Genomic DNA, 25,424 nt, shown 5'->3' with positions numbered 1-25,424 from the left:
CCGGTCGAGGTCCGGCCGGTCAGCGGTGCGGCGACAGTGTCGCCGATCGGGGCGCCGGATGCGCGGCCGGGTCGGTCAGCCGATCTTCATCCGGGTGGCCGCCTGCGACCGGGCCCGCTGCTCGGCCATCTTCTCGTCGAAATCGGCGCGCCAGTTCTCCGCCAGGGCGATCCCCTTGGCCCGCGCCTCCTCGGTGGACAGCTCGACCGGGAAGCCGAAGGTGTCGTAGAGGACGAACAGCTCGGCGCCGCCGATGCCGTCCTTGTACCCGCGCAGCTGCTTGATGCCTTTGTTCAGGGTCCGGCGGAACGCCTTCTCCTCCTTGACCAGCACGCCCACCACCGACTCGGCGCGCTGCGCCACCTCGGGGTAGTCCTGCGTGTACATGCCGGAGACGGTGGGGATGATCTCGGCGAAGAAGTTCTGCTGCAGGCCCAGGTCGAACGCGTACCGGATGGCCCGGCGGATCAGCCGGCGCATCACGTACCCCTGCTCCTTGTTGCTGGGCCGGACCCCGTCCACGGCCAGGAACGTCGCGCCGCGCAGGTGGTCGGCGATCACCCGCATGGCCACGGTGTCGGTGTCGTAGGAGCGACCCGAGAGCTCCTCCAGCTTGGCCACGATCGGCCAGAGCAAGTTGATCCGGAACACGTCCGGGCTGTCGATGGAGGCGGCCGCGATCCGGGCCAGCCCGCCGCCGAAGTCGACGTTGCGTCGGGGCAGCGGGGCGAACCCGGTCTCGGTGCGCACGTACTCCATGAACACCGAGTTGCCGATCTCCAGGTACCGGCCGCAATCGCAGTTCTGGTGGCAGTGCGCCCCGTAGGCCGGGTCGTGCTCGATCTGCGGGAACAGGTAGAACATCTCCGAGTCGGGTCCGCCCGGCTCGCCGACCGGCATGTCCTGCGCGTGGCCGCCCCGGCACCACCAGTTCTTGGACCCGTAGAAGGCGATCCGGGCGCCCTGGTTGCCGACCTCGCCGCCGTGCTCCTCGGTGTCCAGGTCGACCTGGTCGGCGGACACCCCGGCGGCGGTGAACAGCCGGGTCCAGATCGCCGCCGATTCGGTGTCCTTGGCGATGCCGTGCTCGGGGTCGCCGGAGAAGCAGCTGACGTAGATGCGGTTCGGATCCAGGCCGACCCGGTCGGTGAGGAACTCCCAGACCTGCGGCAGCTGCTCGGCCTTGAAGTAGTCGCCCAGGCTCCAGTTGCCGAGCATCTCGAAGAACGTGGTGTGCCGGTTGTCGCCGACCTCGTCGATGTCCTGCGCGCGCAAGCAGGTCTGGCTGTCGGTCAGCCGGGTGCCGGCGGGATGGTCGGCCCCCAGCAGGTAGGGCAGCAGCGGCTGCATGCCGCTGCCGGTGAACAGGGTCGTCGGGTCGTCGCGGGGGATCAGCGGCGCCCGCGGGATGACGACGTGCCCCCGTTCGACCATGAAGTCCAGGTAGATCCGGCGAATGTCATCGGCGTCCACCCTCGGATGATCACATACCGAGGGCGCTCGAGCAGGGTTGAAACCGGCGCGTTCGGGCGCCCGAATCGGGTGACCGATCAGCGCGCCGATCGATGCAGCCGGCGCAGCACCAACGCCAGCTGCAGGCGCAGCCGGCCCTGCGGGTCGTGCACCGACCAGCCCAGCAGGTGCTCGGCGTGGGTCAACCGCTCCTGCACCGTCGAATGGTGCACGGTCAAGGCGGTGGCGGCCGCCCGCAGGCTGGCCGTGGTCGCGATCGCATCCAGCGTCGCCAGCACCCACGGCGCCGCCGCGGCGGCGCGCTCCACCCGGCGCACGTCGGGCACCGGCTCGGTGCCCACGCCCACGGTGGCGGCCAGCAGGGCCAGACCGCCGAGGTCGGCGAAATCGACGATGCGCGGTCCCGGGTCCTGCTCGGTCCCGTCCGCGGTGAAACGCAGGGCCGTGCGCGCGTCGGCCCAGGACGACGGCAGGTCCAGGACGGCCACGGCCGGCCCCAGCCCGGCCCGGCCCGTCACGGCCGCCGACGCCCCGGCGGGCGGAACCGCGTGCACCGTGGCCGGGCCCCCGGGCCGCGCGAGCGCCCGCGCGCGGCCGTCCACGGGCAGTCCCAACCGGCGGGCCGCGTGCCGCCGCGCGTCCACCGGAGCGGCGGCGTCGACCACGGTTTCGACCAAGGCCGGGTCCGGACTGCTGGCGGCGGCTCGGCCCCGGGTCCGCTCCAGCGCACCGCGGGCCGCATTCCCGGCCCGTTCCAGCACCATCAGATCGACCGGGCCGGCCGGCCCGGGCCGCTCCAACCAGAGCGCGGACGGGCCATCGGCGGACAGCGGCCGGTGCAACCACTGCGGGTCCGGGGCGGACGAATCGTCCTGCCGGACGCCGCTGGCGGTCATCCGGATGCGGACCCGCCGCTCGTCATCGATCAGCCGGGCCGGGCAGCCGGCCAACACCGCGGCGCCGCGGACGATGGCCTCCAGGCCGGCGCGACCGTCGACCAGCCGATCGAAATAGGCGATGACCTGGACGGCCGCGCCCGCGTCGGGGTCGAGCGCGGCGAGCCGTCCGGCCAGTTCCTTCACCATCTCATCGTGCCCGGCGCGCCCCGACCCCGCACCGGTGACCGGATCAGAGGCCGAGCTGCCGGCGCAGCCAGCGCACCCGGGCCGCCTTGGCCTCCTGGGAGATGGCCGCCTGCGGGGCCAGGGTGTCGAAGCCGTGGAACCCGCCCGGCCAGACGTGCAGTTCGGCCACCCCACCGGCCTGCCAGATCCGGGTGGCGTAGGCGACGTCCTCGTCCCGGAACGTCTCGGCGCTGCCGACGTCGACGAAGGCCGGCGGCAGCCCGGACAGGTCGACGGCGCGGGCCGGGGCGGCGTAGGGGGAGACGTCGGGCCCGCCGCAGGCGTCGCCCAGCAACGCCGTCCACCCGGTGGTGTTGGCGGTGCTGTCCCAGACGCCCCGGCCGGCCATCTGCCGGCTGGAGGGGGTGTCGTTGCGGTCGTCGAGCATCGGGCACATCAGCACCTGCGCGGCCAGCGCCGGGCCGCGCCGATCCCGGGCCAGCAGGGCCAGCCCCGCGGCCAGCCCGCCGCCGGCGCTGGTGCCGGCGACGATGATCTGATCGGGGTCGATGCCCAGCTCGTCGGCGTGCTCGGCGGTCCACACCAGCCCCGCGTAGCAGTCCTCGATCGGAGCCGGGTCCGGATGCTCGGGGGCCAGCCGGTACTCGACGGAGACGACGACCAGGCCCAGTTCCAACGCCCAGTCGAGCAGATCCTCCAGCCCGGTCCGGCTGTTGCCGAGGATCATCCCGCCGCCGTGCGTGTGGTAGATCGCCGGCCGGCCGGTTCCGGCGTTCGCCGGCCGGCAGATGAGCAGTGAGATGTCCGGCTCGCCCACCGGACCGGGGACCTGGCGCTCCTCGATCGTGACGGCACCGTCCCGGGTGAGCTCGCTCAGCGGCACGTCCAGGACGGCCAACCCCTCGCGCATCGCCGGGATCATCTCCGGCAGGATCGCCGACGGCAGCATGTCGGCCACCAGCGTCAACGCGGCGGCCAGTTCCGGATCGAACGGGGGCGGCGGCCCGACCCGATCCTGCGAGGTGGATGCCGACTCGATCGTTGCGGTCATGGGCTCTCCCGACGTCAGGGCCACCCCGGTGTGGCCTGCGCCCCATCGTGGCCGGTGCGTCGGGCCGGCGGATCCAGCCAGGCGGCGGGCGTCCCCCGCCAGTTGGCGGGTCGGCCGACGCCGCCCCGCCGCCCCCGGCCCCGCCCCCCCGCTCCGGTGTTGATCATGGCGTTCTCTGCTGCACCGCCGGCGTGTCGTCGGCGTGTCGAGCAGAGATTGCCATGATCAACAAGAAATGGGGGGCGTAGGCGCCTTACCCGGACAGGCCGCCCAGGGCGGCGAGCAGGCTGGCCTCGACCCGCTCGCGGTCCACGCCGAGCCCGGCGAGTACCCCGGACCCGCCCTCGAACTCGAGCAGGGCCAGCAGGACGTGTTCGGTGCCGATGTAGTTGTGGCCCAGCCGCAACGCCTCGCGGAAGGTCAGCTGCAGCACCTTCTGGGCAGTGGCGTCGTAGGGGATGGGGTCGGGCGACGGGCCCGGCCCCGCGGGCAGGACGGCGACCGTGGCCGCGCGGATCCGATCGGCGGACAGGCCCTGCTCGGCCAGTGCCTTCATGGCCAGGCCGGCCGGCTCGGACAGCAGTCCGAGCAGCAGATGCTCGGGCCGGACCTGATCGTCGCCCCGCTCCCGTGACTCGCTCTGCGCGGCCACGATCGTGTTGCGGGCCCGCGGGGTGAAGGCCTCGAACCCCTGCTGCGGGTCCAGGGACGGGGCGCGGGGGACGAACCGCTTCTGCGCGGCCTGTTTGGTCACCCCCATGCTCGCCCCGATCTGGGTCCACGAGGCCCCGGACCGGCGGGCCTGATCGACGAAATGGCCGATGAGGTGGTCGGCCAGGGAGCCCAGGTGATCGGCGGCGAGGACGGCGTCGGTGAGCTGCTCCAGCGGGTCGGTGTGGACCGCGGTGATGGCGTTGATGAGGTCGTCCAGTCGCGGCTGCGCGGGGGTAAAGGCGGAATCCGTCATGCGTCAACCCTAGGTTGACGACGCACGAGCGTCAACCCTGTGTTGACGCAGGGTGGGACTGAGTGCCAGTGAATGAGACTGAGTGTGATGTAAGCCGCGACTCGGTCCACGGCGGCGGTGGCCGCCCTATGATCCGGCCATGAGCGAGCTCAACGACCAGAGCCCGCTGCGGCTGGCCGCCGGTGACGTGGATGCCCACGACTGGGAACAGGCCGCCGCGGCCGTGCTGACCCGGCTCAAGCGCGCCCCCGAACGCCCGGCCGACGTGTGGCCGGCCCTGTCCCGATCGACGATCGAGGGCGTACCAATCCCGGCCCTGGGGACCGCCCAGCGGTCGGCCGGGCGCGTGCTGCCGGTCGAGTTGCCCGTCCGCGACGGCGCCTGGGACGTGCGAGCCGCGGTGTTCGACGCCGACCCGGCGGCCGCCGCCGGCGCCGCCCTGGACGAACTGGAGAACGGCGCCACCTCGCTCTGGCTCACCCTGAGCGAATCGGGCCTGACCCCCGACGCCCTGCCGGCCGCACTGGCCCCGGTGCGGTTGGACTGGGCGCCGGTCGTCGTCGGCGCCGGCCCGGGAGTCAGCGAGCGGGCCGGCGCCCACGCCCTGGCCGCGGCGCTGCGGGCGGCCGCCGGGCCAGCGGCCGTCGGCACCAACCTGGGTGCCGACCCGGTCGGCCGGGCCGTGCGGGCGAGTGGTGAGGGCGGCGAACCCGACGAGATCGCTGCCGTCATCGCCGAGATCGCCGGTCTGGCCACCGACCTGGAGGTGCTCGGGTTCGTCGTGGACGGCACCGTCGCCCACGATCACGGGGCGGGCGAGGCGGCCGAACTGGGCTACGCGATGGCCGCCGGCGTACACCTCCTGCGGGCGTTGACCGCGCACGGACTCGATCTGGCGGCCGCGCTGCGCCTGCTGGAATTCCGGCTGGCCGTCACCGACGACCAGTTCGCCTCGATCGCCAAGCTGCGGGCCGCCCGGGTGCTGTGGGCCCGGGTCGCCCAGCTGGTCGGCGCCCCCGCGGGCATGCGGATCCACGCCGTGACCTCGCGCCCGATGACTACCCGATACGACCCGTGGGTCAACCTGCTGCGCACCACGGTGGCCGCCTTCGCCGCCGGGGTCGGGGGAGCGGACGCGATCACCGCGCTGCCGTTCGACCTGCGGCTGGGCGTGCCGGACGCGTTCGGCCGGCGGCTGGCCCGCAACATCGGCGCGCTCCTGATCGAGGAGTCGCACGTGGCCGCCGTGACCGATCCGGCGGCCGGCGCCTATGCGGTGGAGGCGCTGACCGCCGACCTGGCCGACGCCTCCTGGGCCCGGTTCCAGGCGATCGAGCGGGCCGGCGGGGTACTCGGCGCCCTGACCGACGGGTCGCTGACCGGAGGCTGGGCGCAGACCGCGGCCCGGCGCCGGGAGCGGATCGCCCGCCGCCGGCTGCCGATCACCGGGGTGAGCGAGTTCCCGAACCCCGGCGAGGCGCTGCCGGTCCGCCCGCCGTGGCCGGCGCCGCCCGAGACGCAAGCCTGGGCGGCCGATTTCGAGCAGCTGCGGGACGCCCCCGCGCACACCCCGGTGTTCCTGGCCACCCTGGGCCCGGTAGCCGAGCACGCCGCCCGGGCCGGGTTCGTCACCAACCTGCTGGCCGCCGGCGGGGTGCCGGTCCGGTCGGCCGGCCGCACGCAGGGCCCGGCCGACCTGGCCGCCGCCTGGCAGGGTGAGCCGGTGGTCGTGGTGGCCGGCGCCGACCCGACCTACGCGGTCTGGGGGGCCGACGCGGTCGCCGCGCTGCGGGCGGCCGGGGCGCGCACCGTCATCCTGGCCGGCGCCCCGCCGGCCGAACTGGCTTCCCTGGTCGACGACCACGTCGCCGCCGGCCAGGACGCGATCGACTTCCTGCGGCGGCTGCGCGCCGCGCTCCCGACCGAGGTGGTGGCCCGATGAGCGTGCCGGACAGTTTCGCCGACCTGCCGCTGCGGGACCCGTCGGCCCCGGCCCCGGTCTCTGGGCCGGCCCCGGCCGAGGCAGCCGGATCCTGGCTGTCTCCCGAGGGCATCGCGATCAAGACCCGGTACACCGCCGCGGATCTGGCTGGCCTGGACGCGCTGGACACCTACCCGGGGCTGCCCCCGTTCCTGCGCGGCCCGTACCCGACGATGTACACCACCCAGCCGTGGACCATCCGCCAGTACGCGGGCTTTTCCACCGCCGCCGAGTCCAACGCGTTCTACCGGCGCAACCTGGCCGCCGGGCAGAAGGGCCTGTCGGTCGCGTTCGACCTGGCCACCCACCGCGGCTACGACTCGGACCATCCCCGGGTCGCCGGTGACGTCGGGATGGCCGGCGTGGCCATCGATTCGATCTACGACATGCGGCAGCTGTTCGATCACATCCCGCTGGGTTCGATCAGCGTGTCCATGACGATGAACGGCGCGGTGCTGCCGGTGCTGGCGCTGTACATCGTGGCCGCCGAGGAACAGGGGGTGCCGCCGGAGCAACTGGCCGGGACCATCCAGAACGACATCCTCAAGGAGTTCATGGTCCGCAACACCTACATCTACCCGCCGGCCGCGTCGATGCGGATCATCTCCGACATCTTCACCTACACCGCGGCGAAGATGCCCAAGTTCAACTCGATCTCGATCTCCGGCTACCACATGCAGGAGGCCGGCGCGACGGCCGACCTGGAGCTGGCCTACACGCTGGCCGACGGCCTGGAGTACCTGCGGACCGGGGTGGCCGCCGGGTTGGACGTGGACCGCTTCGCCCCGCGGCTGAGCTTCTTCTGGGCGATCGGCATGAACTTCTTCATGGAGATCGCCAAGATGCGGGCGGCTCGGGCGATCTGGTGCCAACTGGTCGCCGGGCTCGGCGCGAAGAACCCGAAATCGCTGCCCCTGCGCACCCATTCGCAGACCTCCGGCTGGTCGCTGACCGCCCAGGACCCGTTCAACAACGTGGCCCGCACCTGCATCGAGGCGATGGCCGCGACCCAGGGCCACACCCAGTCGCTGCACACCAACGCGCTGGACGAGGCGATCGCGCTGCCCACCGACTTCTCCGCCCGGATCGCCCGCAACACCCAGCTGCTGCTGCAGCAGGAATCCGGCACCACCGCCACGATCGATCCGTGGGGCGGCTCGTACTACGTGGAGAAGCTGACCCACGACCTGGCCGACCGGGCCTGGCAGCACATCCGCGAGGTCGAGGACGCCGGCGGCATGGCCAAGGCGATCGAGGCCGGCATCCCCAAGCTGCGGATCGAGGAGGCCGCCGCCCGCACCCAGGCCCGGATCGACTCGGGTCACCAGGCGGTCATCGGCGTCAACCGCTACCGGGTGGACGACCAGCCGCCACTGGACGTGCTCAGGGTGGACAACACCGCCGTCCGCGCCGCCCAGATCGAGCAACTGCGCCGGTTGCGGGCCGAGCGGGACGAGCCGGCCGTGACCGCAGCGCTGGCGGCGCTGACCAACGCCGCCGGGGCCGAACCGGTGCGCGGCGACCTGGCCCACAACCTGCTCGCGCTGGCCGTCGACGCGGCCCGGGCCAAGGCCACCGTCGGGGAGATCTCCGCGGCGCTGGAGCAGGTCTGGGGCCGGCACACCGCCCACATCCGTACGATCACCGGCGTGTACCGGGCCGAGGCGGGTGACTCACCCTTGGTCGCGCAGGTGCTCGCGGCGACCGAGCGATTCGCGCAGGCCGAGGGGCGGCGGCCGCGCATCCTGGTCGCCAAGATGGGGCAGGACGGCCACGACCGCGGGCAGAAGGTGATCGTCTCGGCCTTCTCCGACCTGGGGTTCGACGTCGACGTCGGCCCGCTGTTCTCCACGCCGGCCGAGGTCGCGCAGCAGGCTGTCGACAACGACGTGCACGTGGTCGGGGTCAACTCGCTGGCCGCCGGCCACCTGACCCTGGTCCCGGCCCTGCGGGACGCGCTGGCCGAGCTGGGCCGGCCCGACATCATGATCGTGGTGGGCGGCGTCATCCCCCCGGCCGACGTGCCCACGTTGCGGGAGATGGGCGCGGCGGCGGTGTTCGGCCCCGGCACGGTCATCGCCGAGGCCGCGCTCGACCTGTTGGATCAACTCTCGACGGCGCTGGCGCACTGATTCAGGTCGAGCCCGGTAGCGGACGGAAGCTGTCCGCTACCGGGCCTAGCGTGGGTCAGGTCAAGTCCCGACGTCGGAAGGCACCGAGATGACCGGCCCCGAGCCCACCCCCGCGCCCACTCCCGCGCCATTGAGCCAGGAGCGCCAGGACCTGCTGGAGTCGCTGCAGACCCAGCGTCACTTCCTCACGGTGACGGTGGCCAACCTGACCGACGAGCAGGCCCGGCTGACCCCGACGGTCAGCGCGCTGTCCCTGGGTGGGCTGATCAAGCACGTCAGCCTGACCGAGCAGAGCTGGTACGCGTTCGCGACCGGCACCCCGGAGGCCATGGCCGGTGACCCGCAGGAGTGGATGCAGGCCTTCGTCATGGGCCCGCAGGAGACCCTGGCCGATCTGCTCGACCGGTACGAGCAGATCGCCGCCCGGACCGACGAGCTGGCCGCCACCGCCGACCTGGACGTGGCCTACCCGTTGCCGCCGGCGCCCTGGTTCGCGCCCGGGGCGACCCGCTCGGTGCGCCGGGTGCTCATGCACATCGTCGCCGAGACGGCCCAGCACTGCGGGCACGCCGACATCATCCGGGAGTCGATTGACGGTCAGAAGACGATGGGCTGATTCCGGCCGCCGCCGGCTCCGGCTGCTCCTTGGCGAGCGCCTGGGCCTCGGCGTTGTTGGTGTAGTCGGCGATCTCCCGCTGGAGCAGGCGGCGGACCTTGGGTTGCTGGGACAACGCGACCGCGAACACGGTCAGCAGGATCCACATCGTGACGCAGGAGAAGACCAGCAGCACCAGGGGCAGCCACTGCTCGCCCAGCTTGGCGGCCAGGTCGCGGGCCGCGAAGGCCCGCCAGATCAGCATGATGTTGACCAGGTAGCCGACCAGGTAGGAGACGGCGAAGGCGATCAGGAACTGCTTGAGGCTGCCGGACTGCTTGCGTTTGAGCAGCGGCTCGTCCCGGCTGGGCACTGCGATGGAGACGATGTTGCCCACGCCCAGCCACAGCAGGATGAAGCAGACCGTGAGCACCAGGGCGTTGACGAACCGGTTCCAGTCCCCGGCGCCGATGGCGATGAGCAGGCTGATCACGAACCCGATCGGCGCCACCAGGCAGAGCAGGGCCAGGTTCTTGATCACCAGCAGGTGCCACAGCCGCTGGCCGGTGTCCAGCGCGGCCCGCACCCGCATGGCGTCGAACGAGAGCGCGTTGATGCAGACGGACCCGCCCATCACCACCGAGAGCACGAACAGGCCCAGGAACGGCAACCACTGCCGGTCCTGGTCCCAGTCGAACAGCCGGATCCAGCCCAGGTAGAGCAATCCCAGCGCCAGGGCGATGCCCAGGCTCTTCATCGTCGACCGGGGCTTGCGCGCGATGATGTAGCGGATCTCGCCGGCCAGGCCGCCGGCCAGTGCCGGGCCGTGCCGGCTGACCGGGTTGCGCCCGGCCAGCGGGACATGGCCGTCGATCGCCGCGGCGTCGGCCGCGTCCTCACCCGCCTCGATACGGGCCAGCCGGGCCTGCAGCACCGCCAGGGCGGCGTCGGTCAGCGCGATCCGGGCCACGCCGACGGCGGCGACCGCGTCGGCCTCGGCCCGCGCGGCCGCCGCGTGGGTCACAGTCGTGTCGTCCTCGCCGGTGACCGGCGGCTGGGCGCCCAAATCCAGGTAGTTCTGCCGGAGCTGGGCCCAGCGGGGCGAGAGCCGGTCCGGATTCTGATCCAGGCGCACGGCCGCGCGCTGCTCCTCGGCCGCCTTGCGGACCCGCCGGATCGTCGCCTCGACGTCCGCGCGGTCCTTCCATTTGGCGGCCAGGGCTGCGCGCTCGGCCGCGGCGGCCCGTTCGACCAGTTCGGTCAGGTCATCGACTGCGGCCATGCGATCTCCCGGGTCCCGCGCACGCTGGGGTCGGCCAGCTTCCACCACGATCCAGGATCGGGCACCGGGGCCGGATCCGGCATCATCCGCGCCGTAGTACGCACTGGGTGGCCCCGGGCGCGGCCGTAGGGTCGGGGGTATGCCCCTTGCTCTGGTCACCGGCGCCACGTCGGGAATCGGCTCCGCCTTCGCCCGCCACCTGGCCGCGCAGGGCTACGCGCTCGTGCTGGTCGCCCGCGACGGCACCCGGCTCGCCCAGCGCAAGGCCGAGCTGGAACGGGCGGGCGCGCCCGCGGTGGACACGATCACCGCCGACCTGACCGACCCCGATCAGCGGGCGCTGGTCACCGCCCGGCTGACCGCCGCGATCGACCCGGTGGACCTGCTGATCAACAACGCGGGGAGCACGCTGGGGGTGGAATTCCTGCAGGCCGAGCCGGCCGACCTGCAGCGCCAGGTGGAACTGAACTCGGTCGCGGTGATGCTGCTGATGCACGCGGCCCTGCCCGGGATGATCGCGCGCGGTCACGGCGGCATCATCAATGTCGCCTCGACGGCCGGGCTGGTGCCGGGCCGCGGATCGACCTACGGGGCGTCGAAGGCGTTCTTGGTGTCGTTGAGCGAGGCGATGGCCATGGCCGTCAAGGGCACCGGGGTGCGGGTGCAGGCGCTGTGCCCGGGGTTCGTGCGGACCGAGTTCCACGAGCGGGCCCGGATCGACATGTCGCGGACGCCGGGCTGGGCCTACGTCGACATCGACACGCTGGTGCGGACCTCGTTGGCCGACCTGCGGCACAACCGGGTGCTGAGCATCCCCGGGCCGCTGTACAAGGCGGTCTACGGGCTGACCAAGGTGTTGCCTCGGTCGCTGGTGCGGGTGGCGGCGTCGCGGGTCAACTCACGCGGTCGCACCTGAGTCCCGGGGCACCGAATTCTTCCGCAGACGCTACGGGCGGCGCTCCTCCCGGATGGTCAGGGAGGACGCCGCCCGTCAGCGTGCGCAGCGATCAGGAACCGAAGACGTCCTTGGCCGCGTCCTTGGTGTGGTCGCCGGCCTGCTTGACGTTCGCCTCGGCCTGCTCGGCCTGGCCCTTGGCTTCCAGCGACTCGTTGCCGGTCAGCTTGCCGGTGGCTTCCTTGACCTTGCCGACGGCTTCTTCGGCCCCGTGCTTGATCTTGTCACCCATGCTCATGGTTGCCCAACCTCCAGTTGCCCGATCCCGTCCGGTCGACGGCGCCCCGTTGATCGGAAGCGCACTGCGCTGATACCCGCCAGCGGTATCGCCTAAACAGTTAGCTTTGCGAGGTTTTCTGGTGAACCGCGGTTTGCCTTCCGGTGGCACCGGGTACCGCGCCTGGCGACAGGGGTTCGCCCGAACCCCGGGATTGGGAGTCGACGTCATGGCCTTGGTGCTCTGGATTCTGGCGGTGATCCTGGTGGTCAGCGGGATCTTCGCCCTGTTCCGCAAGCAGATCCTGTGGGGCATCGTGCTGATCGTGGTCGGCCTGCTGGTCGGCCCCGGCGGGGTGAGCATCTTCACCTGAGCCCGTTCCCAGGGTGCGGACGTCACCGGGATCGGCTGTGACAGGCTGATCCGGTGACCGACGCACCTGCCGATTCCGCTCCCGTGCCCGATCCCGCCCGCAAGGCTCGGCTGGCCGAACTGGTCGGCCGGCTGGCCGTGGTGCACGGCAAGGTGACGCTGTCCTCCGGACGCGAGGCCGAGTACTACGTGGATCTGCGCCGGGCCACCTTGCATCACGAGGCGTCCCCGTTGATCGGGGGGCTGTTGCGCGAACTGACCGCGGACTGGTCGTTCGACGCCGTGGGCGGCCTCACCCTGGGCGCCGACCCGGTGGCCACCGCCGTCCTGCACGCCCCCGGGCGACCCATCGACGCGTTCGTCGTGCGCAAGGCGGCCAAGGCCCACGGCATGCAACGGCAGGTCGAAGGACCGGATGTCCGTGGCCGCCGCGTCCTGGTCGTCGAGGACACCACCACCACCGGCAACTCGCCGATGACCGCCGTCGAGGCGCTGCGCGAGGTGGGCGCCGAGGTCGTCGGCGTGGCCACCATCGTCGACCGGCAGACCGGCGCCGACGAGGTGTTCGCCCGGGCCGGCCTGCCGTACCGGTACCTGCTCGGGTTGGACGATCTCGGCCTGCCACCGATGTGACGGCCGAGGTGACCGGGGCGACGCCCGGCGACGAACCGGGCCCGACCGAATGGGCCACTGCCCAGGTCGGGGTGGGCCCGCATCCGGAGCCCTGGCCGGCCGATCCCCGGTTCGACCCCGAACTGCTGGCCCAGGGTGACACCCGCAACGTGGTCGACCACTACCGGTACTGGCGCCGGGAGGCCATCGTCGCCGACCTGGACCGGCGGCGGCATCCGCTGCACGTGGCGATCGAGAACTTCGCCCACGACGCCAACATCGGCACCGTGGTCCGCACGGCCAACGCGTTCGCGGCGCGCGCCGTGCACATCGTGGGCCGGCGCCGGTGGAATCGGCGCGGGGCCATGGTCACCGACCGCTACCAGCACCTGAATCATCATCCCGACGTGGCCTCGCTGCTCGCCTTCGCCGGCGCCGCCGGGCTGACCGTGGTCGCGGTGGACAACCTGCCCGGCTCGGTGCCGGTAGAGACCGCGGAGCTGCCACGGGACTGCCTGTTGCTGTTCGGCGGCGAATCGGCCGGGCTCAGCGAGCAAGCCCGTGCGGGTGCCGCGGCGACCGTGTCGATCGCGCAATTCGGTTCGACCCGGTCGATCAACGTGGGGGTCGCGGCCGGGATCGCCATGCACGCGTGGATCCGTCGGCACGCCGACCTGAGCAACGCCTGGTGACCCTGACGCGTCCACCGCGCATATAGGTTCGTCAGATGGAGGTCGAGTTGAGCACGATTCAGAGCACCACGCCCTGGGTGCTCATCGGCATCGCCGTCGTCGCGGTCGTGCTGGCCATCGTCATCAAGAAGATCGTCGGCAAGATCATCGTGCTGGTGCTGGCCGCCGTGCTCATCTTCGTGGGCTACCAGCAGCGCCAGCACGTCATCGACTTCGCCAACGGGGTGAAGGACGATGCCTGCGGCCAGTCGGTGACGTTCCTGGGTGTGGACGTGGCGTTGCCGGCCGACTGGTGCACGACGGACTGACTCGGCCGCTGCGCTCGGCCCGAATCGGCCGAGCGGTTCAGTCGGTGGCGGGCTGCTCGACTACCGGCGGCACCGGGGCGCCGCCCTCGGCCGCGGCCCGCTTCTCCCGCCGCCGGACGACCCAGTGCGCGACCGCCGGGAATGCGCTGGCGCAGATCACGATGACCACGGCGGCGATCACGATCAGGTCCAGGTTCTCCCGGATGAAGCCGATCTGACCGAGGAAGTACCCGGCGATGGTCACGCTGGCGATCCACAGGACGCCGCCGATCGCGGAGTACAGCGTGTAGATCTTGGCGTTCATCTTGGACGCACCGGCCATGACGGTGGCGACCGTCCGCACGACCGGCACGAACCGGGCCAGCACGATGGTGATCTTGCCGTACTTCTCGAAGAAGGCGGCCGACTTCTCGATGTACTCGCGTTTGAGCAGCTTGGCGTTCGGCCGGTTGAACACCGGCGGGCCGATCTTGTACCCGATCCAGTACCCGACCATGTTGCCGACGAAGGCGGCCAGCGAGACCAGGGCGATGAACAGGCCGAGGTTGATGTTGATCGCGCCGCTGGCGATGAACAGGCCGGAGACGAACAGCAGCGTGTCACCGGGGAGGAAGAAGCCGAGCAGGATGCCGCATTCGGCGAAGATGATCAGCATGATGCCGAGCACGGCCCAGGCACCCATATTGGTGATCAGGTTTTCCGGACTGAGCCAACCGGGCAGGAGCGCGAGGTAGGTGGTCGTCACAATTCTCCAGGGTACGGGCCGTCGGATCGAATTCCTGTGTGAAATCTGAGCGCGCGAACGCGTCAGGCCCGGCCGGCGGCGGCCGGTGCACCGGATACATCCGATCCGGTCGATCCTCGGACAGACGCCCGGCGCACCCCGGTGGTTGCTCCCGGCCGGCGACAGCCGGTGACGGCCGGCCGACCAAGGATTACCGTCGGGGGATGAACGCACCTGCGACGTCCGCGGCGCCGGCGGCGGTCGGACACTCCGGCGACCACGCGGCGCTGATCCAGACCCTGCACGCGATCGTCGGCCCCGACCAGCTCAAGACCGATCCGGACATCACGGCGGCCTACAGCCGCGACATGATGCCGCTGGCCCCGTCCGGCATTCCGCTGGCCGTCGTGTTCCCGTCCGACACCGCGCAGGTCAGCGCGATCGTGCGCGCGTGTGCGGCGGCCGGCGTGCCGATCGTGCCGCGCGGCGCCGGGTCCGGGCTGACCGGTGCGGCGAACGCGGTCGACGGCGCGGTCAGCGTCGTGATGACCAGGATGAACCGGATCCTGGAGATCGACGAGGGCAACCGGCTCGCGGTTGTCCAACCGGGCGTGGTCAACCTGGACTTTCGCACCGAGGTCGAATCCCGCGGGCTGTTCTACGCGCCGGACCCCTCGTCCTACGACTGGTGCACGATCGGCGGGAACCTGAACACCAACGCCGGCGGTCTGTGCTGCGTGAAGTACGGGGTCACCACCGACGCGGTGCTCGGGCTGGAGGTGGTGCTGGCCTCCGGCGAGGTGCTGCGCACCGGCCGGCGGACGGTCAAGGGCGTCGCCGGGTACGACCTGACCAAGCTGATCGTGGGCTCCGAGGGCACCCTGGGCATCATCACCGAGGCCACGCTGGCCCTGCGGCCCAAGCCGGCGGCGCCGTGCACGATGGTCGCCGCCTTCGCCGACACCGAGAGCGCCGGGGCCGCGGTGTCGGCCGCCATCCGCGCCGGCCTGGTGCCCTCGCTGATGGAGATCATGGACGCCACCTGTATCGAGGCCGTCGAGGCCTACACCGGATCGAGCATCCTGGGCGAGGGCCCGACGCCGGCGGCGATCCTGATCGGCCAGTCCGACGCCGGCCCCGGCACCGCCCGGTCGGAGATGGACCGGCTGGAGCAGGCCTGTGAAGGTGCCGGCGCCGTCTTCACCTACGTCACCGACGACCTGGCCGAGGGCCGGCTGCTGCTGCAGGCCCGCCGGGCCGTGCTCACCTCGCTGGAGGTGCTGGGCACCTGGCTCACCGACGACGTCTCGGTGCCTCGGACCGAGATGGCCAACCTGATCCACGCCTGCGCCGAGATCGCCGCCGACGTGCAGCTGACCATCGGCGTCGTCGGGCACGCCGGCGACGGCAACATGCACCCGACGATCGTCTACGACGCCGGCGATCCGGACCAGGTCGCCCGCGCCGCCGACGCCTTCGGCCGGATCCTGGACGCCGGGCGCGCCCTGGGCGGCACGGTGACCGGCGAGCACGGGATCGGCCGGATCAAGCAGGACTTCCTGGCCCGGGAGGTCGGCCCGGTGGCCCTCGGCGTGCACCGCGCGATCAAGCGCGCCCTCGACCCGCAGGACCTGTTCAACCCCGGGTCCATGTTCTCCCGCTGACCCACAGCCGCGGCGCCGGTCCGCCGGTCCTGACCCGCTCGGGTGGTTTGGCTGTTGGGGCGAGTGAAGAATGGGTGTCGCTGAGCGGCGCCGATCCTTCACTCGGGAACTGGTCGGGCGCCGAGCGGTCCGGACGTGTCCCCATGTCCGATTTCGATCCACATCTGCCGGCGGGTACGCCCGGGATCGACCACGGCCGCCCAGGATCGGCCGGTGGCTCGATTCGATCATTCGGTCCAGCAGGCCCTGGCCCGGCATTCGGGAGTGATCAGCCGCGCCGAGCTGCTGGCCATCGGTCTGAGCCCGTCCGCGGTCAACCGGCGGGTGCGATCGGGGGAACTGCGCGTCGTGCTGCCGGGGGTGTATCGCCCCGCCGTGGTTCCGGCCACGCCCGAGCTCCGGGTCCGCGCCGTTGCCCTGCGGCTCGGCCCGGCCTGCGTCATCGCCGGCCGCTGGGCGGCCTGGTGGCACGGCTTGATCCAGGCGGCCGCCGGACCGGTGTCGGTGGTGATGCCGCCGGGTTCATGGCCATCGACGCATCCCACCATCGCGGTGGCCCGGCGCACGCTGGTTCCCGCCGATCGAACGACCATCCGCGGGGTGCCTGTCACCGGTCGGGCGAGAACGGTGCTGGACTGCGCCGGAGAGTTCGACGCCGAGAGCATCCGCGACACCGCGCTGCAGCGTGGCACCACGATCTGGTCACTCGATCGAGCCCTGGAACGGTACGGACCGGGGCGCGGCGCCGTCGCCGCGCGGCGACTCGTCGACCAGGCCCGGCCGGGCGGGGTCTCACCGCCCGAGCGAGATGCCCTGCACGCCCTGTTGCGCGCCGGACCCCACTCCTGGACGGCCGGACTACGCATCTGCATAGGGCCGGCCGAGCAGTACGTGCTCGACCTGGCGATCGAAGGGCTCCGCCTCGCCGTGGAGGTGGATGGGTGGAGGGTGCACTCGACGGCGGAGGCTTATCACCGCGACCGGGCCCGGCAGAACCGCCTGGTCGAGGCCGGCTGGACGGTGCTGCGGCTGACTCCGCGACAACTGCGTGACGACCCGGACGGCGAGGTCGCGGCCATCCTTCGGGTCGCGGCGAAGCTCGCCGCTGATGGCGTCGCGGCTGGGCGAGTGAAGGATGGGTGTCGCTGAGCGGCGCTGATCCTTCACTGGAGGTCGGCCGGTCTCGCAACCAGCGGCCTGCCCGACCGAAGCCTTGGAACAGCAGGGCCGCTAGAACAGCAGCGAGAGCAGGCCGGCGCCGCCGCCGATGAGCAGGCCGACGATGGCGGCGAGCAGCAGCAGCTGGCCGGTGGACAGGCGCAGATAGGCGCGACCGCCGGTCGGGCTCGGTGCGGCCTGCCCGCCGGCCATGGCCCGCAGGGCCTGGGAGAGGACCTGCTCGGCCCGGGAGTCGTCGGCCGCGCCCGGGTTCTGACCCGGACGGGACGGGCCGGGCTCGGTCATGGCCCCGCCTCGATCAGGGGAGGCGATGCGCCGGTCATGAGTGGGCCGACCGCATGATGTCCCCGAGCTTGGCCACCGCCCGGCTCGCGGTCGACTTCACGGTGCCCTTGGACAGGCCGGTGGCCTCGGCGATCTCGGCCTCCGACAGGCCGCCGTAATAGCGCAGCACCAGCACCTCGCGCTGCCGGGGGGCCAGGTCGCCGAGGGCGTTGACCACGGCCTGGTGCTCGGCGGAGAGCATGGCCAGGGACTCGGCCGACCGGGCGGTGCCCGGGTCCGGCGGAACGTAGGCGCGGGCGGTCCGCCGACGGCGCAGCATCGACCGGGAGCCGTTGACCACGGCGGTGCGCAGGTAACCGATGGCGGCGTTGCGGTCACGCAGGCCGCCCCAGTTCCGGTAGAGGCCGGCGAACGCTTCCTGCACCACGTCCTCGGCGCTGGCCATGTCGTCCACCAGCAGGATCGCCATGCGCACCATCTGCATCCGGTGGGTGCGATACAGCTCGTCGATGGTGATCGGTGGGGCGGCCGCCGGAGGTGGCTCATGGTCCAGCGCGTAGGCGGGGTTGAGCGTGGCCAGCGTGCCGAGGGTTCGCTCGACCGCGGACTCACCGCCGCCTGCAGATCCGACCTTTTCGGTCATCCCCGGCCAACTCCTGTCCGATCGAAGTGCCGTTCCGACGTCCCGGCGCCGTCGCGACGCCACCTTGATCCTGGCACGGACCGGACGTGCTCGGGCCAGGTCACGATGGCCGTCACGGATTGCAACCGACCGTGCCGAACGGGTTTCAACAGAATCGCTCGGATCGGATCAATCGGACAGAAAGTTCACGGAGCGAAGCTGTGTGCACACGGGTTACTCAATTGTTACCGGCTCGATCCCCATCTCGGCTTGCAAAAAACCGCTGAAAACGTTTTCATTCCTCCTGACGTGTGAGCGCCCTCACACACTGTCCAACGAGATGGAGGTCAACCGAGTGGCCCACAAGGCGACGAGGAAGCGACTGGCGGCCACGGTGGCCGGCGTCGGTGCGATTGCGCTGGTGCTGTCAGCCTGCGGCAGCAGTTCATCAAGCAGTGGCACGACCAGCGCGGCCGCCACGTCCGCGGCCGCGAGCAGCGCGGCGGGTGGCGGCGGTTCCGCCTCCGCCGGCCCGGTCTCGGGTGACAGCGGCTGGTGCGACACGGTCAAGTCCAAGTACGGCGACCTGACCGGCAAGACGGTCGGCATCTACACCACCATCACCGGCACCGAGGCCGACGCCTACAAGAAGTCCTATCAGCTGTTCACCGAGTGCACCGGGGCCACCGTGGCCTACGAAGACTCGAAGGACTTCGAGGCCCAGGTGCTGGTGCGGATCGACTCCGGCAACGCGCCGGACATCGCGATCTTCCCGCAGCCGGGTCTGCTGTCCCAGATCGTGAACGACAAGGGAGCGGTCAAGCCGCTGCCGGAGGACACCGAGGCTTTCGCCAAGCAGTACTTCCCCGACGACTGGATGAACTACGGCGTCGTCAACGACATCCCCTTCGGTCTGCCGAACAACGCCGACTTCAAGTCGCTGGTCTGGTACAACCCGAAGGTCTGGGCGGAGAAGGGCTGGACGGTCCCGACCACCTGGGACGAGCTGACCGCGCTGCAGGACAAGATCGCCGCCTCCGGCACCAAGCCCTGGTGTATGGGTATCGGTTCCGGTGAGGCCACCGGTTGGTACATGACCGACTGGCTGGAGGAGTACGTCCTGCGGATGTCCGGGCCGGACGTCTACGACCAGTGGGTGACCAACGAGGTCAAGTTCACCGATCCGCAGATCGCGGACGCGCTGGCCGGGGTGGGCGAGATCGCCAAGAACCCGCAGATGGTGAACTCCGGTTTCGGTGACGTGCAGTCGATCGCCTCGACCCAGTTCTCCGACCCGGCGGCCAAGGTCCTCTCGGGCGAGTGCCCGATGTGGCGCTTCGCGGCCAACGGTGACGCGTTCTTCCCGGCGGGCACCAAGTTCGGCGAGGACGGCGACGTCAACGCCTTCTACTTCCCGCCGATGAACGACAAGTTCGGGCAGACCGTCCTTGGTGGTGGCACCTTCTACGCCGCCTTCCAGGATCGTCCCGAGGTCGACGCGTTCATGTACTTCGCGGCCAGCCCCGAGTACGCGAACGAGCGGGCCAAGGCCGGCAGCTACATCTCGGCCAATAAGGGTCTGGACGGCGCGAACGCGTCGACCCCGATCCTGCAGACCGCGCTGAAGAAGCTGCAGGACCCGGAGACGACCTTCCGGTTCGACGCCTCCGACCTGATGCCCGCCCAGGTGGGTTCGGCGGCCGAGTGGAAGCAGTTCACCGCCTGGATCACCGGGCAGGACGACGCGACCACCCTGGCCAACATTCAAGCGGCCTGGCCGTCGAGCTGACCCACTGACGATCGACCCCTGACCGCGCGGCGGCCTGCGCGGTGCGTCCGAGCAAGGACGCATCGTGCAGGCCGCACCGTGGCGCCGGGCTCGATCGAATGAAGAAGGGAGTGCACCGTGGATTGGTTCCTGCGACCCGAGTCCGTCACCGACAAGTTGCTCGTGATGGTCGTCGCGATCCTGCTGTTCGTCGTCGTGCTCGGTGGCATCTTGTGGCTGATCGACCGCCCGAAGGTGCCGTTGTGGGTCCTGGTGGCCGGGTTCCTCGGACCGGTCACGATCGCCCTGGCCGTCGGCCTGTTCTATCCGGCCGCGCTCACGGTCTGGCGTTCTTTCCAGGTCAGCTCCGTCGTCCTGGGTGACAACGGCAAGCCGATCATCGACCGGGCCACCGGTCAACGATCGACCGCCCTGAGCTTCAGCCTGGACAACTACAAAGAGGTCTTCACCGACCCGAACTTCCAGAAGGTCCTGATCAACACCGCGATCTGGGTCATCTTCGTGCCGATCGTGGCCACCATCTTCGGCCTGGTCTACGCGGTCATCGTGGACCGGACCCGGTTCGAGAAGGTCGCCAAGGCCCTGATCTTCCTGCCGATGGCCATCTCCATGGTCGGCGCCTCGATCATCTGGAAATTCGTCTACGAGTACCGGCAGGCCGGCGTCCCGCAGATCGGTCTGGGCAACCAGATACTGGTCTGGCTCGGGCTCGACCCCTACCAGTTCCTCATCACCGAGCCGTGGAACACCTTCTTCCTGATCGTGGTGATGATCTGGATCCAGGCCGGGTTCGCCATGACGCTGCTCTCGGCGGCCATCAAGGCCGTGCCCGACGACATCGTCGAGGCCGCCCAGCTCGACGGGGCCACCGGCTTCAAGCTGTTCATGAAGGTCACCGTGCCCACCATCCGGCCGGCCATCGTCGTGGTGCTCACCACCATCGCCATGGCCACCCTGAAGGCCTTCGACATCGTCCGCACCATGACCGGCGGCAACTTCGGCACGTCCGTGGTGGCCAACGAGTTCTACACCCAGTCGTTCCGCCAGGGCGAAGAAGGCAAGGGCCTGGGCGCCGCCCTGGCCGTCATCCTGTTCGTGATCATCATCCCGGTCATCGCGTACAACGTTCGGCAGATGAGGCTCGTGGAGGAAACCCGATGAGCATGTCAGGCGAGGCCGTCGAGCTGCCGATCCGCACCGACGCCACCCCGGAAGAAAAGGTCAGCGCCCGCCAGCTCAAGAAGCAGCAGCGACTGGCCGACGCCAAGACCAAACTGTCCTCGCCCTGGGCGTCGGGCATCGCGATCGTGCTGGCCATCCTGTGGACGATCCCCACCTTCGGCCTGTTCGTCACCTCGTTCCGGCCCAAAGCGGACATCGACACCTCGGGCTGGTGGACGTTCTTCGCCAACCCCGGCATCACCTTCGACAACTACACCCAGGCGTTCAGCGGCAGCGGCGGCCTGGGCCCGTTCTTCCTGAACTCGTTCGTCATCGTCTTCCCGGCAGTGATCATCCCGATCACCCTGGCCCTGCTGGCGGCCTACGCGTTCGCCTGGATCGAGTTCCCGGGCCGCGACTTCCTGTTCGTCGCCGTCTTCGCCCTGCAGATCGTGCCGCTGCAGGTGGCCCTGATCCCGCTGCAGTCCATCTTCGTCAGCGCCGGCCTGCAGAACTCGTTCTGGCCGGTCTGGATCGCGCACACCATCTTCGGTCTGCCGCTGGCCATCTTCATCATGCACAACTTCATGAAGGAGATTCCGGCGTCGATCATCGAGGCGGCCCGGGTCGACGGCGCCGGACACGTGAAGATCTTCTTCGTCGTGCTCATGCCGTTGCTCGTCCCGGCCATCGCGGCGTTCGGCATCTTCCAGTTCCTATGGGTCTGGAACGACCTGCTGGTCGCGCTCGTCTTCGCCCCCAGCCCCAACCTGACCCCGGTCACCGCAGCCATCGCCGGCCTGTCCGGCACCCGCGGCCAGGACTGGCAACTGCTCTCCGCAGGTGCGTTCATCGCGATCATCGTGCCGCTGGTGGTCTTCCTATCCCTGCAACGATTCTTCGTCCGAGGTCTGTTGGCCGGTGGAGTCAAGGGCTGATCGCGCCGACAGCACCGACGTGAACCAGGAGAACGATCGTGGCTGACCCCAGGGTTCAGACGGTCGGAATCATGGAAGTGGCCGCACTCTCCGGGTTTTCCCCCGCAACCGTGTCACGCGCGTTGCGGGGGTTGCCCGGGGTGTCGACCAAGACCAGGGAGGCGGTCGAGCGAGCCGCCGCCTCCCTGGGTTATGCCCCCTCGCCCTGGGCGACCGCGCTGACCACCGGGCGCACCAATGCGATCGCGGTGATCGCGCCGTGGGTGTCCCGATGGTTCTTCTCGGCCGTGATCGAAGGCGTGCAGGAGGTCCTGTCCGCCTGCGGCTACGACCTGATGCTGTATCCCTTCGGCGTCGACGGCGAGCTCGACGCCCGGGCGTTGACCAAGCGGGTGGACGGCGTGCTCGCGCTCAACGTGCCGCTGGCCCACCGGGCGATCGAGGGCCTGGACGACCTGGGTGTCCCGATCGTCACCGTCGGCACCGCCATGGAGGGCATCTCCGCGGTGCTGGTGGACAACGTCGCGGTCGGCCGGCAGGCGACCCAGCACCTGCTGGATCTCGGCCACCGGCGGATCGCGTTCTTCGGGTCCGAGACCGAGGAGAACCGCCGGTTCACCGTCGCCTCCGATCGTCAGCGCGGGTACCACGACGCGCTGCGCGCGGCCGGGATCGAGCCCGACCCGGAGCTGTCGTTCCCGACCGACTTCTCGATCAACGGTGGAGAGGCGGCGCTGCATCGCAGCGTCGGCCGGTTCGGCCCGTCCGCCGACCGGCCCACCGCCGTCTTCGCGGTCAGCGACGAGGTGGCCATCGGCGGCCTGCACGCCGCCCGCCTGCACCAGATCCAGGTGCCCAAGGACATGTCCTTCATCGGGGTCGACGGGCATGACTTCGCCTACCTGTTCGACCTGAGCACGATCAGTCAGCCGGTGCGCGACCAGGGTCGGATCGCCGCGCGGCTGTTGCTGCAGCAGGTCAACGATCCCGGCGCCGGCCCGACCGCGGTCAACGTCGGCTGCGAACTGATCCGTCGCGCCTCCACCGGGCCGGTCGGCGGTGGGGCGCCCCGCTCCTAGTTGGGACGCTCGAGCAGCACCGGCGCCCGGGGACCCAGCCCGACCACACTGCCGACGATCGACCGGTCGCCGGTCGCCGTCACGTAGCAGGTGACGTCGACGTTCCGGGTGATCTCCCCGGTCCGGTCCGGATGCATCCGCACGGTGAGCAGGCCGTCGACGGAGGGGTCGGCGCGGCCGATGGCCTGGGCGGCCTGGCGCAGGCACGACGTCCGGATCTCGTCCCAGGACTGCCCCGGGGTGACCCGGCCGACCGCGATCAGCTCCGCCCGGTGCTCCCGGGCGCAGCCGGTCTGCCGCATGCCGGCGCTGATCTCCGTTGATTCCCAACAGGTCCCGTAGACCGGCGGCAAGGCGCCGCCGTCGAAGGCGTTGATCACACTGGCCGGACCGGCGGCGCCGCGCTCCGGGCGGACCACGCAGGCCGCCCAGCTGGTGGTGGTCGGCAGCGTCGGTGACGGGCCGTACCAGCCGGTGCGGGCGGGCATCGAGTACGACCAGGTCACCGGGTCGGTCGCCGGTTGCCCGGGCAACACGAACCGGCCCTCGCGCTCGACCAGCCCGGCCCGCGTCAGCACCGCGCCCCGGCATCCGGTCGAGCCGTCGAGGGTCATCGGGACCGGAGTGCCGGCCGGCCGGAGCGCGACGACCTGGCCCAGCGCGTCCGCGACACAGGGCCCGAAGGCGACGGCCCAGGCCGATCCCGGGGCCGGGTCGTCCCGGATCAGGCAATCGCCGACGGCGGGGGCGGACGGCAGCGGGGCGGCGACCGCGGTACCGGCCGACCGGCGCGCCGAGGCCGACGTGACGGCGACACCCACCATGGTGACCAGCACGATCAGCAGCCCGCCGAGCCGTCGGACCATCACCCCACGGTACTGGCGACGTGACGAACCGGACAGGGCTCGCCCGGACCGTCGGGTCCAACGGCCCTGGGCCGTCGACGCGGCCGGGTCGATGCTCGTGGGTGGTCCACGGGCGCCGGCCGATTCACCTCGACCGCCGTCACCGGGCCGGATGCGGAATACTGAGCCGCGGATCCACCGCCGACCACCGTGGCCGCGTCGACCACGTTCGCTTTCGGGGAGGTGTCAGTCGGGGCGGGAGCGCAGCGTTCCCGCCCGGGTGATCAGCCCTCCGACCAAGTTCATCGGCAGACCCAGCCCGAGCCGACCGCTCGGTGACCACAGCAAGTGGAAGGAACACCATGCCCCTCGCAACTCCCGAGACCTACTCGGCCATGCTCGATCGCGCCAAGGAGGGCGGCTTCGCCTACCCGGCGATCAACGTCACCTCGTCGGTGTCCATCAACGCCGCGCTGCGCGGTTTCGCCGAGGCCGGTAGCGACGGCATCATCCAGGCCTCGACCGGTGGCGCCGAGTTCGCCTCCGGCACCAAGGTCAAGGACATGGTCACCGGTGCGCTGGCCATGGCCGAGTTCACCAAGGTGGTCGCCGACAAGTACGACATCACCGTCGCGCTGCACACCGACCACTGCCCGAAGGACAAGCTGGACACCTACATCCGGCCGCTGATCGCGCTGTCCACCGAGCGGGTCAAGGCCGGCGGGCTGCCGATCTTCCAGTCGCACATGTGGGACGGCTCGGCCGTGCCGCTGGACGAGAACCTGAAGATCGCGGCCGAGCTGCTCGAGCTGACCAAGGCGGCGAACATCATCCTCGAGATCGAGGTCGGCGTGGTCGGCGGCGAGGAGGACGGCGTCGTCGCGGAGATCAACGACAAGCTCTACACCTCGCCGGACGACTTCATCGCCACGGTGGACGCGCTGGGCGTACCGGAGAACAACTCCTACATCGTCGCCGCGACCTTCGGCAACGTGCACGGCGTCTACAAGCCGGGTGGGGTCAAGCTGCGGCCGAAGGTGCTGCGCGACGGCCAGGACGCCCTGGTCGCCAAGCTCGGCCTGGACGCCGGCGCCAAGCCGTTCTCCCTGGTCTTCCACGGCGGATCGGGTTCCTCCGAGGAGGAGATCGCCGAGGCCGTCTCCTACGGCGTGATCAAGATGAACATCGACACCGACACCCAGTACGCCTTCACCCGGCCGATCGTGGACCACATGTTCACCAACTACAGCGGCGTGCTGAAGGTGGACGGCGAGGTCGGCAACAAGAAGGCCTACGACCCGCGCGGCTACAACAAGCTGGCCGAGGTCGGCATGGCCGATCGCATCGTCGAGGCCTGCCAGCAGCTCGGCTCGGCCGGCAAGTCGCTCGGCGCCTGACCCAGTACGAAACCGACAC

The 25,424-nt window shown here is 70.8% G+C and carries 25 protein-coding genes; 15 read left to right on the top strand and 10 right to left on the bottom strand.

What is annotated here, in order from left to right; all coding sequences use genetic code 11:
* Window positions 1-75: 75 nt before the first annotated feature.
* The 4 genes from NAMU_RS25630 to NAMU_RS25615 all read right to left on the bottom strand — a co-directional run bounded on the left by NAMU_RS25630 (window position 76) and on the right by NAMU_RS25615 (window position 4,576).
* Entirely contained in the window at window positions 76-1,473 is a 1,398-nt protein-coding gene (locus NAMU_RS25630; RefSeq protein WP_015750247.1) for an alanine--tRNA ligase-related protein, read from the bottom strand.
* A gap of 77 nt (window positions 1,474-1,550) precedes the next feature.
* Window positions 1,551-2,555: a helix-turn-helix domain-containing protein gene (locus NAMU_RS25625; protein ID WP_041371643.1), complete on the bottom strand. Its 1,005-nt coding sequence runs from the start codon at window positions 2,553-2,555 to the stop codon at window positions 1,551-1,553.
* Between the two features lie 46 nt (window positions 2,556-2,601).
* Window positions 2,602-3,609 (bottom strand): alpha/beta hydrolase, encoded by a 1,008-nt coding sequence (locus NAMU_RS25620; protein ID WP_015750245.1) that lies wholly within the window; start codon window positions 3,607-3,609, stop codon window positions 2,602-2,604.
* A 253-nt stretch (window positions 3,610-3,862) separates the two neighbouring features.
* Window positions 3,863-4,576, bottom strand: coding sequence for a Clp protease N-terminal domain-containing protein (locus NAMU_RS25615; protein ID WP_015750244.1), 714 nt, complete (start codon window positions 4,574-4,576; stop codon window positions 3,863-3,865).
* A gap of 139 nt (window positions 4,577-4,715) precedes the next feature.
* On the opposite strand from NAMU_RS25615, the gene NAMU_RS25610 reads away from it, so the two are divergent.
* From NAMU_RS25610 to NAMU_RS25600, 3 genes are all read left to right on the top strand, one after another.
* The gene (locus NAMU_RS25610) at window positions 4,716-6,518 is read left to right on the top strand and encodes a methylmalonyl-CoA mutase family protein (RefSeq protein ID WP_015750243.1); all 1,803 of its coding nucleotides are present in this window, start codon (window positions 4,716-4,718) and stop codon (window positions 6,516-6,518) included.
* Window positions 6,515-8,689, top strand: a complete 2,175-nt coding sequence (gene scpA / locus NAMU_RS25605; RefSeq protein ID WP_015750242.1) for a methylmalonyl-CoA mutase — start codon at window positions 6,515-6,517, stop codon at window positions 8,687-8,689. Before NAMU_RS25610 ends, scpA begins: the two co-directional genes overlap by 4 nt.
* Before the next feature lie 88 nt (window positions 8,690-8,777).
* Window positions 8,778-9,305: a DinB family protein gene (locus tag NAMU_RS25600; protein WP_015750241.1), complete on the top strand. Its 528-nt coding sequence runs from the start codon at window positions 8,778-8,780 to the stop codon at window positions 9,303-9,305.
* Here the strand turns inward: NAMU_RS25600 and NAMU_RS25595 are convergent.
* Window positions 9,265-10,566, bottom strand: coding sequence for a hypothetical protein (locus NAMU_RS25595; RefSeq protein WP_015750240.1), 1,302 nt, complete (start codon window positions 10,564-10,566; stop codon window positions 9,265-9,267). The genes NAMU_RS25600 and NAMU_RS25595 overlap by 41 nt on opposite strands.
* A gap of 139 nt (window positions 10,567-10,705) precedes the next feature.
* On the opposite strand from NAMU_RS25595, the gene NAMU_RS25590 reads away from it, so the two are divergent.
* Window positions 10,706-11,482 carry an SDR family NAD(P)-dependent oxidoreductase gene (locus tag NAMU_RS25590; RefSeq protein WP_015750239.1) on the top strand — a complete coding sequence of 259 codons (777 nt, stop codon included), beginning with the start codon at window positions 10,706-10,708 and terminating at the stop codon, window positions 11,480-11,482.
* A gap of 91 nt (window positions 11,483-11,573) precedes the next feature.
* Here the strand turns inward: NAMU_RS25590 and NAMU_RS25585 are convergent, their stop codons facing one another.
* Window positions 11,574-11,759 carry a CsbD family protein gene (locus tag NAMU_RS25585; protein ID WP_015750238.1) on the bottom strand — a complete coding sequence of 62 codons (186 nt, stop codon included), beginning with the start codon at window positions 11,757-11,759 and terminating at the stop codon, window positions 11,574-11,576.
* A gap of 208 nt (window positions 11,760-11,967) precedes the next feature.
* Between NAMU_RS25585 and NAMU_RS30190 the strand changes: the two genes are divergently transcribed.
* Genes NAMU_RS30190 through NAMU_RS25570 form a run of 4 tightly spaced genes read left to right on the top strand, consistent with a single transcriptional unit; the run spans window position 11,968 to window position 13,722 of the window.
* On the top strand, window positions 11,968-12,111 hold the full coding sequence (locus tag NAMU_RS30190) for a GPGG-motif small membrane protein (RefSeq protein WP_169312554.1): 144 nt from the start codon (window positions 11,968-11,970) through the stop codon (window positions 12,109-12,111).
* A 53-nt stretch (window positions 12,112-12,164) separates the two neighbouring features.
* Entirely contained in the window at window positions 12,165-12,743 is a 579-nt protein-coding gene (gene pyrE, locus NAMU_RS25580; protein ID WP_015750236.1) for an orotate phosphoribosyltransferase, read from the top strand.
* Window positions 12,744-12,751: 8 nt separating this feature from the next.
* Entirely contained in the window at window positions 12,752-13,414 is a 663-nt protein-coding gene (locus NAMU_RS25575) for a TrmH family RNA methyltransferase (RefSeq protein ID WP_041371640.1), read from the top strand.
* Between the two features lie 47 nt (window positions 13,415-13,461).
* Window positions 13,462-13,722 (top strand): hypothetical protein, encoded by a 261-nt coding sequence (locus NAMU_RS25570; protein WP_138180474.1) that lies wholly within the window; start codon window positions 13,462-13,464, stop codon window positions 13,720-13,722.
* A gap of 37 nt (window positions 13,723-13,759) precedes the next feature.
* On the opposite strand, the gene NAMU_RS25565 is transcribed toward NAMU_RS25570, so the two are convergent.
* Window positions 13,760-14,467: a DedA family protein gene (locus NAMU_RS25565; RefSeq protein WP_015750233.1), complete on the bottom strand. Its 708-nt coding sequence runs from the start codon at window positions 14,465-14,467 to the stop codon at window positions 13,760-13,762.
* A 203-nt stretch (window positions 14,468-14,670) separates the two neighbouring features.
* Here NAMU_RS25565 and NAMU_RS25560 point away from each other — a divergent pair, with 203 nt between their 5' ends.
* Window positions 14,671-16,110, top strand: coding sequence for an FAD-binding oxidoreductase (locus tag NAMU_RS25560; protein ID WP_015750232.1), 1,440 nt, complete (start codon window positions 14,671-14,673; stop codon window positions 16,108-16,110).
* 213 nt (window positions 16,111-16,323) lie between these two features.
* Window positions 16,324-17,259 (top strand): type IV toxin-antitoxin system AbiEi family antitoxin domain-containing protein, encoded by a 936-nt coding sequence (locus tag NAMU_RS25555; RefSeq protein ID WP_015750231.1) that lies wholly within the window; start codon window positions 16,324-16,326, stop codon window positions 17,257-17,259.
* A gap of 81 nt (window positions 17,260-17,340) precedes the next feature.
* Here the strand turns inward: NAMU_RS25555 and NAMU_RS25550 are convergent, their stop codons facing one another.
* Both NAMU_RS25550 and NAMU_RS25545 read right to left on the bottom strand, forming a co-directional pair.
* Window positions 17,341-17,574: a hypothetical protein gene (locus NAMU_RS25550; protein WP_015750230.1), complete on the bottom strand. Its 234-nt coding sequence runs from the start codon at window positions 17,572-17,574 to the stop codon at window positions 17,341-17,343.
* 34 nt (window positions 17,575-17,608) lie between these two features.
* On the bottom strand, window positions 17,609-18,217 hold the full coding sequence (locus tag NAMU_RS25545; protein ID WP_015750229.1) for a SigE family RNA polymerase sigma factor: 609 nt from the start codon (window positions 18,215-18,217) through the stop codon (window positions 17,609-17,611).
* A 319-nt stretch (window positions 18,218-18,536) separates the two neighbouring features.
* Between NAMU_RS25545 and NAMU_RS25540 the strand changes: the two genes are divergently transcribed.
* The 4 genes from NAMU_RS25540 to NAMU_RS25525 all read left to right on the top strand — a co-directional run bounded on the left by NAMU_RS25540 (window position 18,537) and on the right by NAMU_RS25525 (window position 23,163).
* Complete coding sequence (locus tag NAMU_RS25540; RefSeq protein ID WP_015750228.1) at window positions 18,537-19,985, top strand: ABC transporter substrate-binding protein; 1,449 nt, start codon at window positions 18,537-18,539, stop codon at window positions 19,983-19,985.
* Between the two features lie 117 nt (window positions 19,986-20,102).
* Window positions 20,103-21,146 carry a carbohydrate ABC transporter permease gene (locus NAMU_RS25535; RefSeq protein ID WP_015750227.1) on the top strand — a complete coding sequence of 348 codons (1,044 nt, stop codon included), beginning with the start codon at window positions 20,103-20,105 and terminating at the stop codon, window positions 21,144-21,146.
* Window positions 21,143-22,084, top strand: coding sequence for a carbohydrate ABC transporter permease (locus tag NAMU_RS25530; protein ID WP_015750226.1), 942 nt, complete (start codon window positions 21,143-21,145; stop codon window positions 22,082-22,084). The genes NAMU_RS25535 and NAMU_RS25530 overlap by 4 nt, the downstream gene beginning before the upstream one ends.
* Before the next feature lie 71 nt (window positions 22,085-22,155).
* A complete protein-coding gene (locus NAMU_RS25525) occupies window positions 22,156-23,163 on the top strand; it encodes a LacI family DNA-binding transcriptional regulator (RefSeq protein ID WP_041369454.1) in 1,008 nt (335 codons plus the stop codon).
* Here NAMU_RS25525 and NAMU_RS25520 read toward each other — a convergent pair.
* Window positions 23,160-24,029 (bottom strand): hypothetical protein, encoded by an 870-nt coding sequence (locus NAMU_RS25520; RefSeq protein ID WP_015750224.1) that lies wholly within the window; start codon window positions 24,027-24,029, stop codon window positions 23,160-23,162. The genes NAMU_RS25525 and NAMU_RS25520 overlap by 4 nt on opposite strands.
* Before the next feature lie 341 nt (window positions 24,030-24,370).
* Between NAMU_RS25520 and fbaA the strand changes: the two genes are divergently transcribed.
* Complete coding sequence (gene fbaA / locus NAMU_RS25515; RefSeq protein WP_015750223.1) at window positions 24,371-25,405, top strand: class II fructose-bisphosphate aldolase; 1,035 nt, start codon at window positions 24,371-24,373, stop codon at window positions 25,403-25,405.
* The last annotated feature ends 19 nt before the right edge of the window (window positions 25,406-25,424 follow it).

Source organism: Nakamurella multipartita DSM 44233 (genome assembly GCF_000024365.1).
GTDB classification, from domain to species: domain Bacteria; phylum Actinomycetota; class Actinomycetes; order Mycobacteriales; family Nakamurellaceae; genus Nakamurella; species Nakamurella multipartita.
Note: the sequence above shows the minus strand (reverse complement) of the source record. Positions and strands in the feature narration are given on the sequence as shown.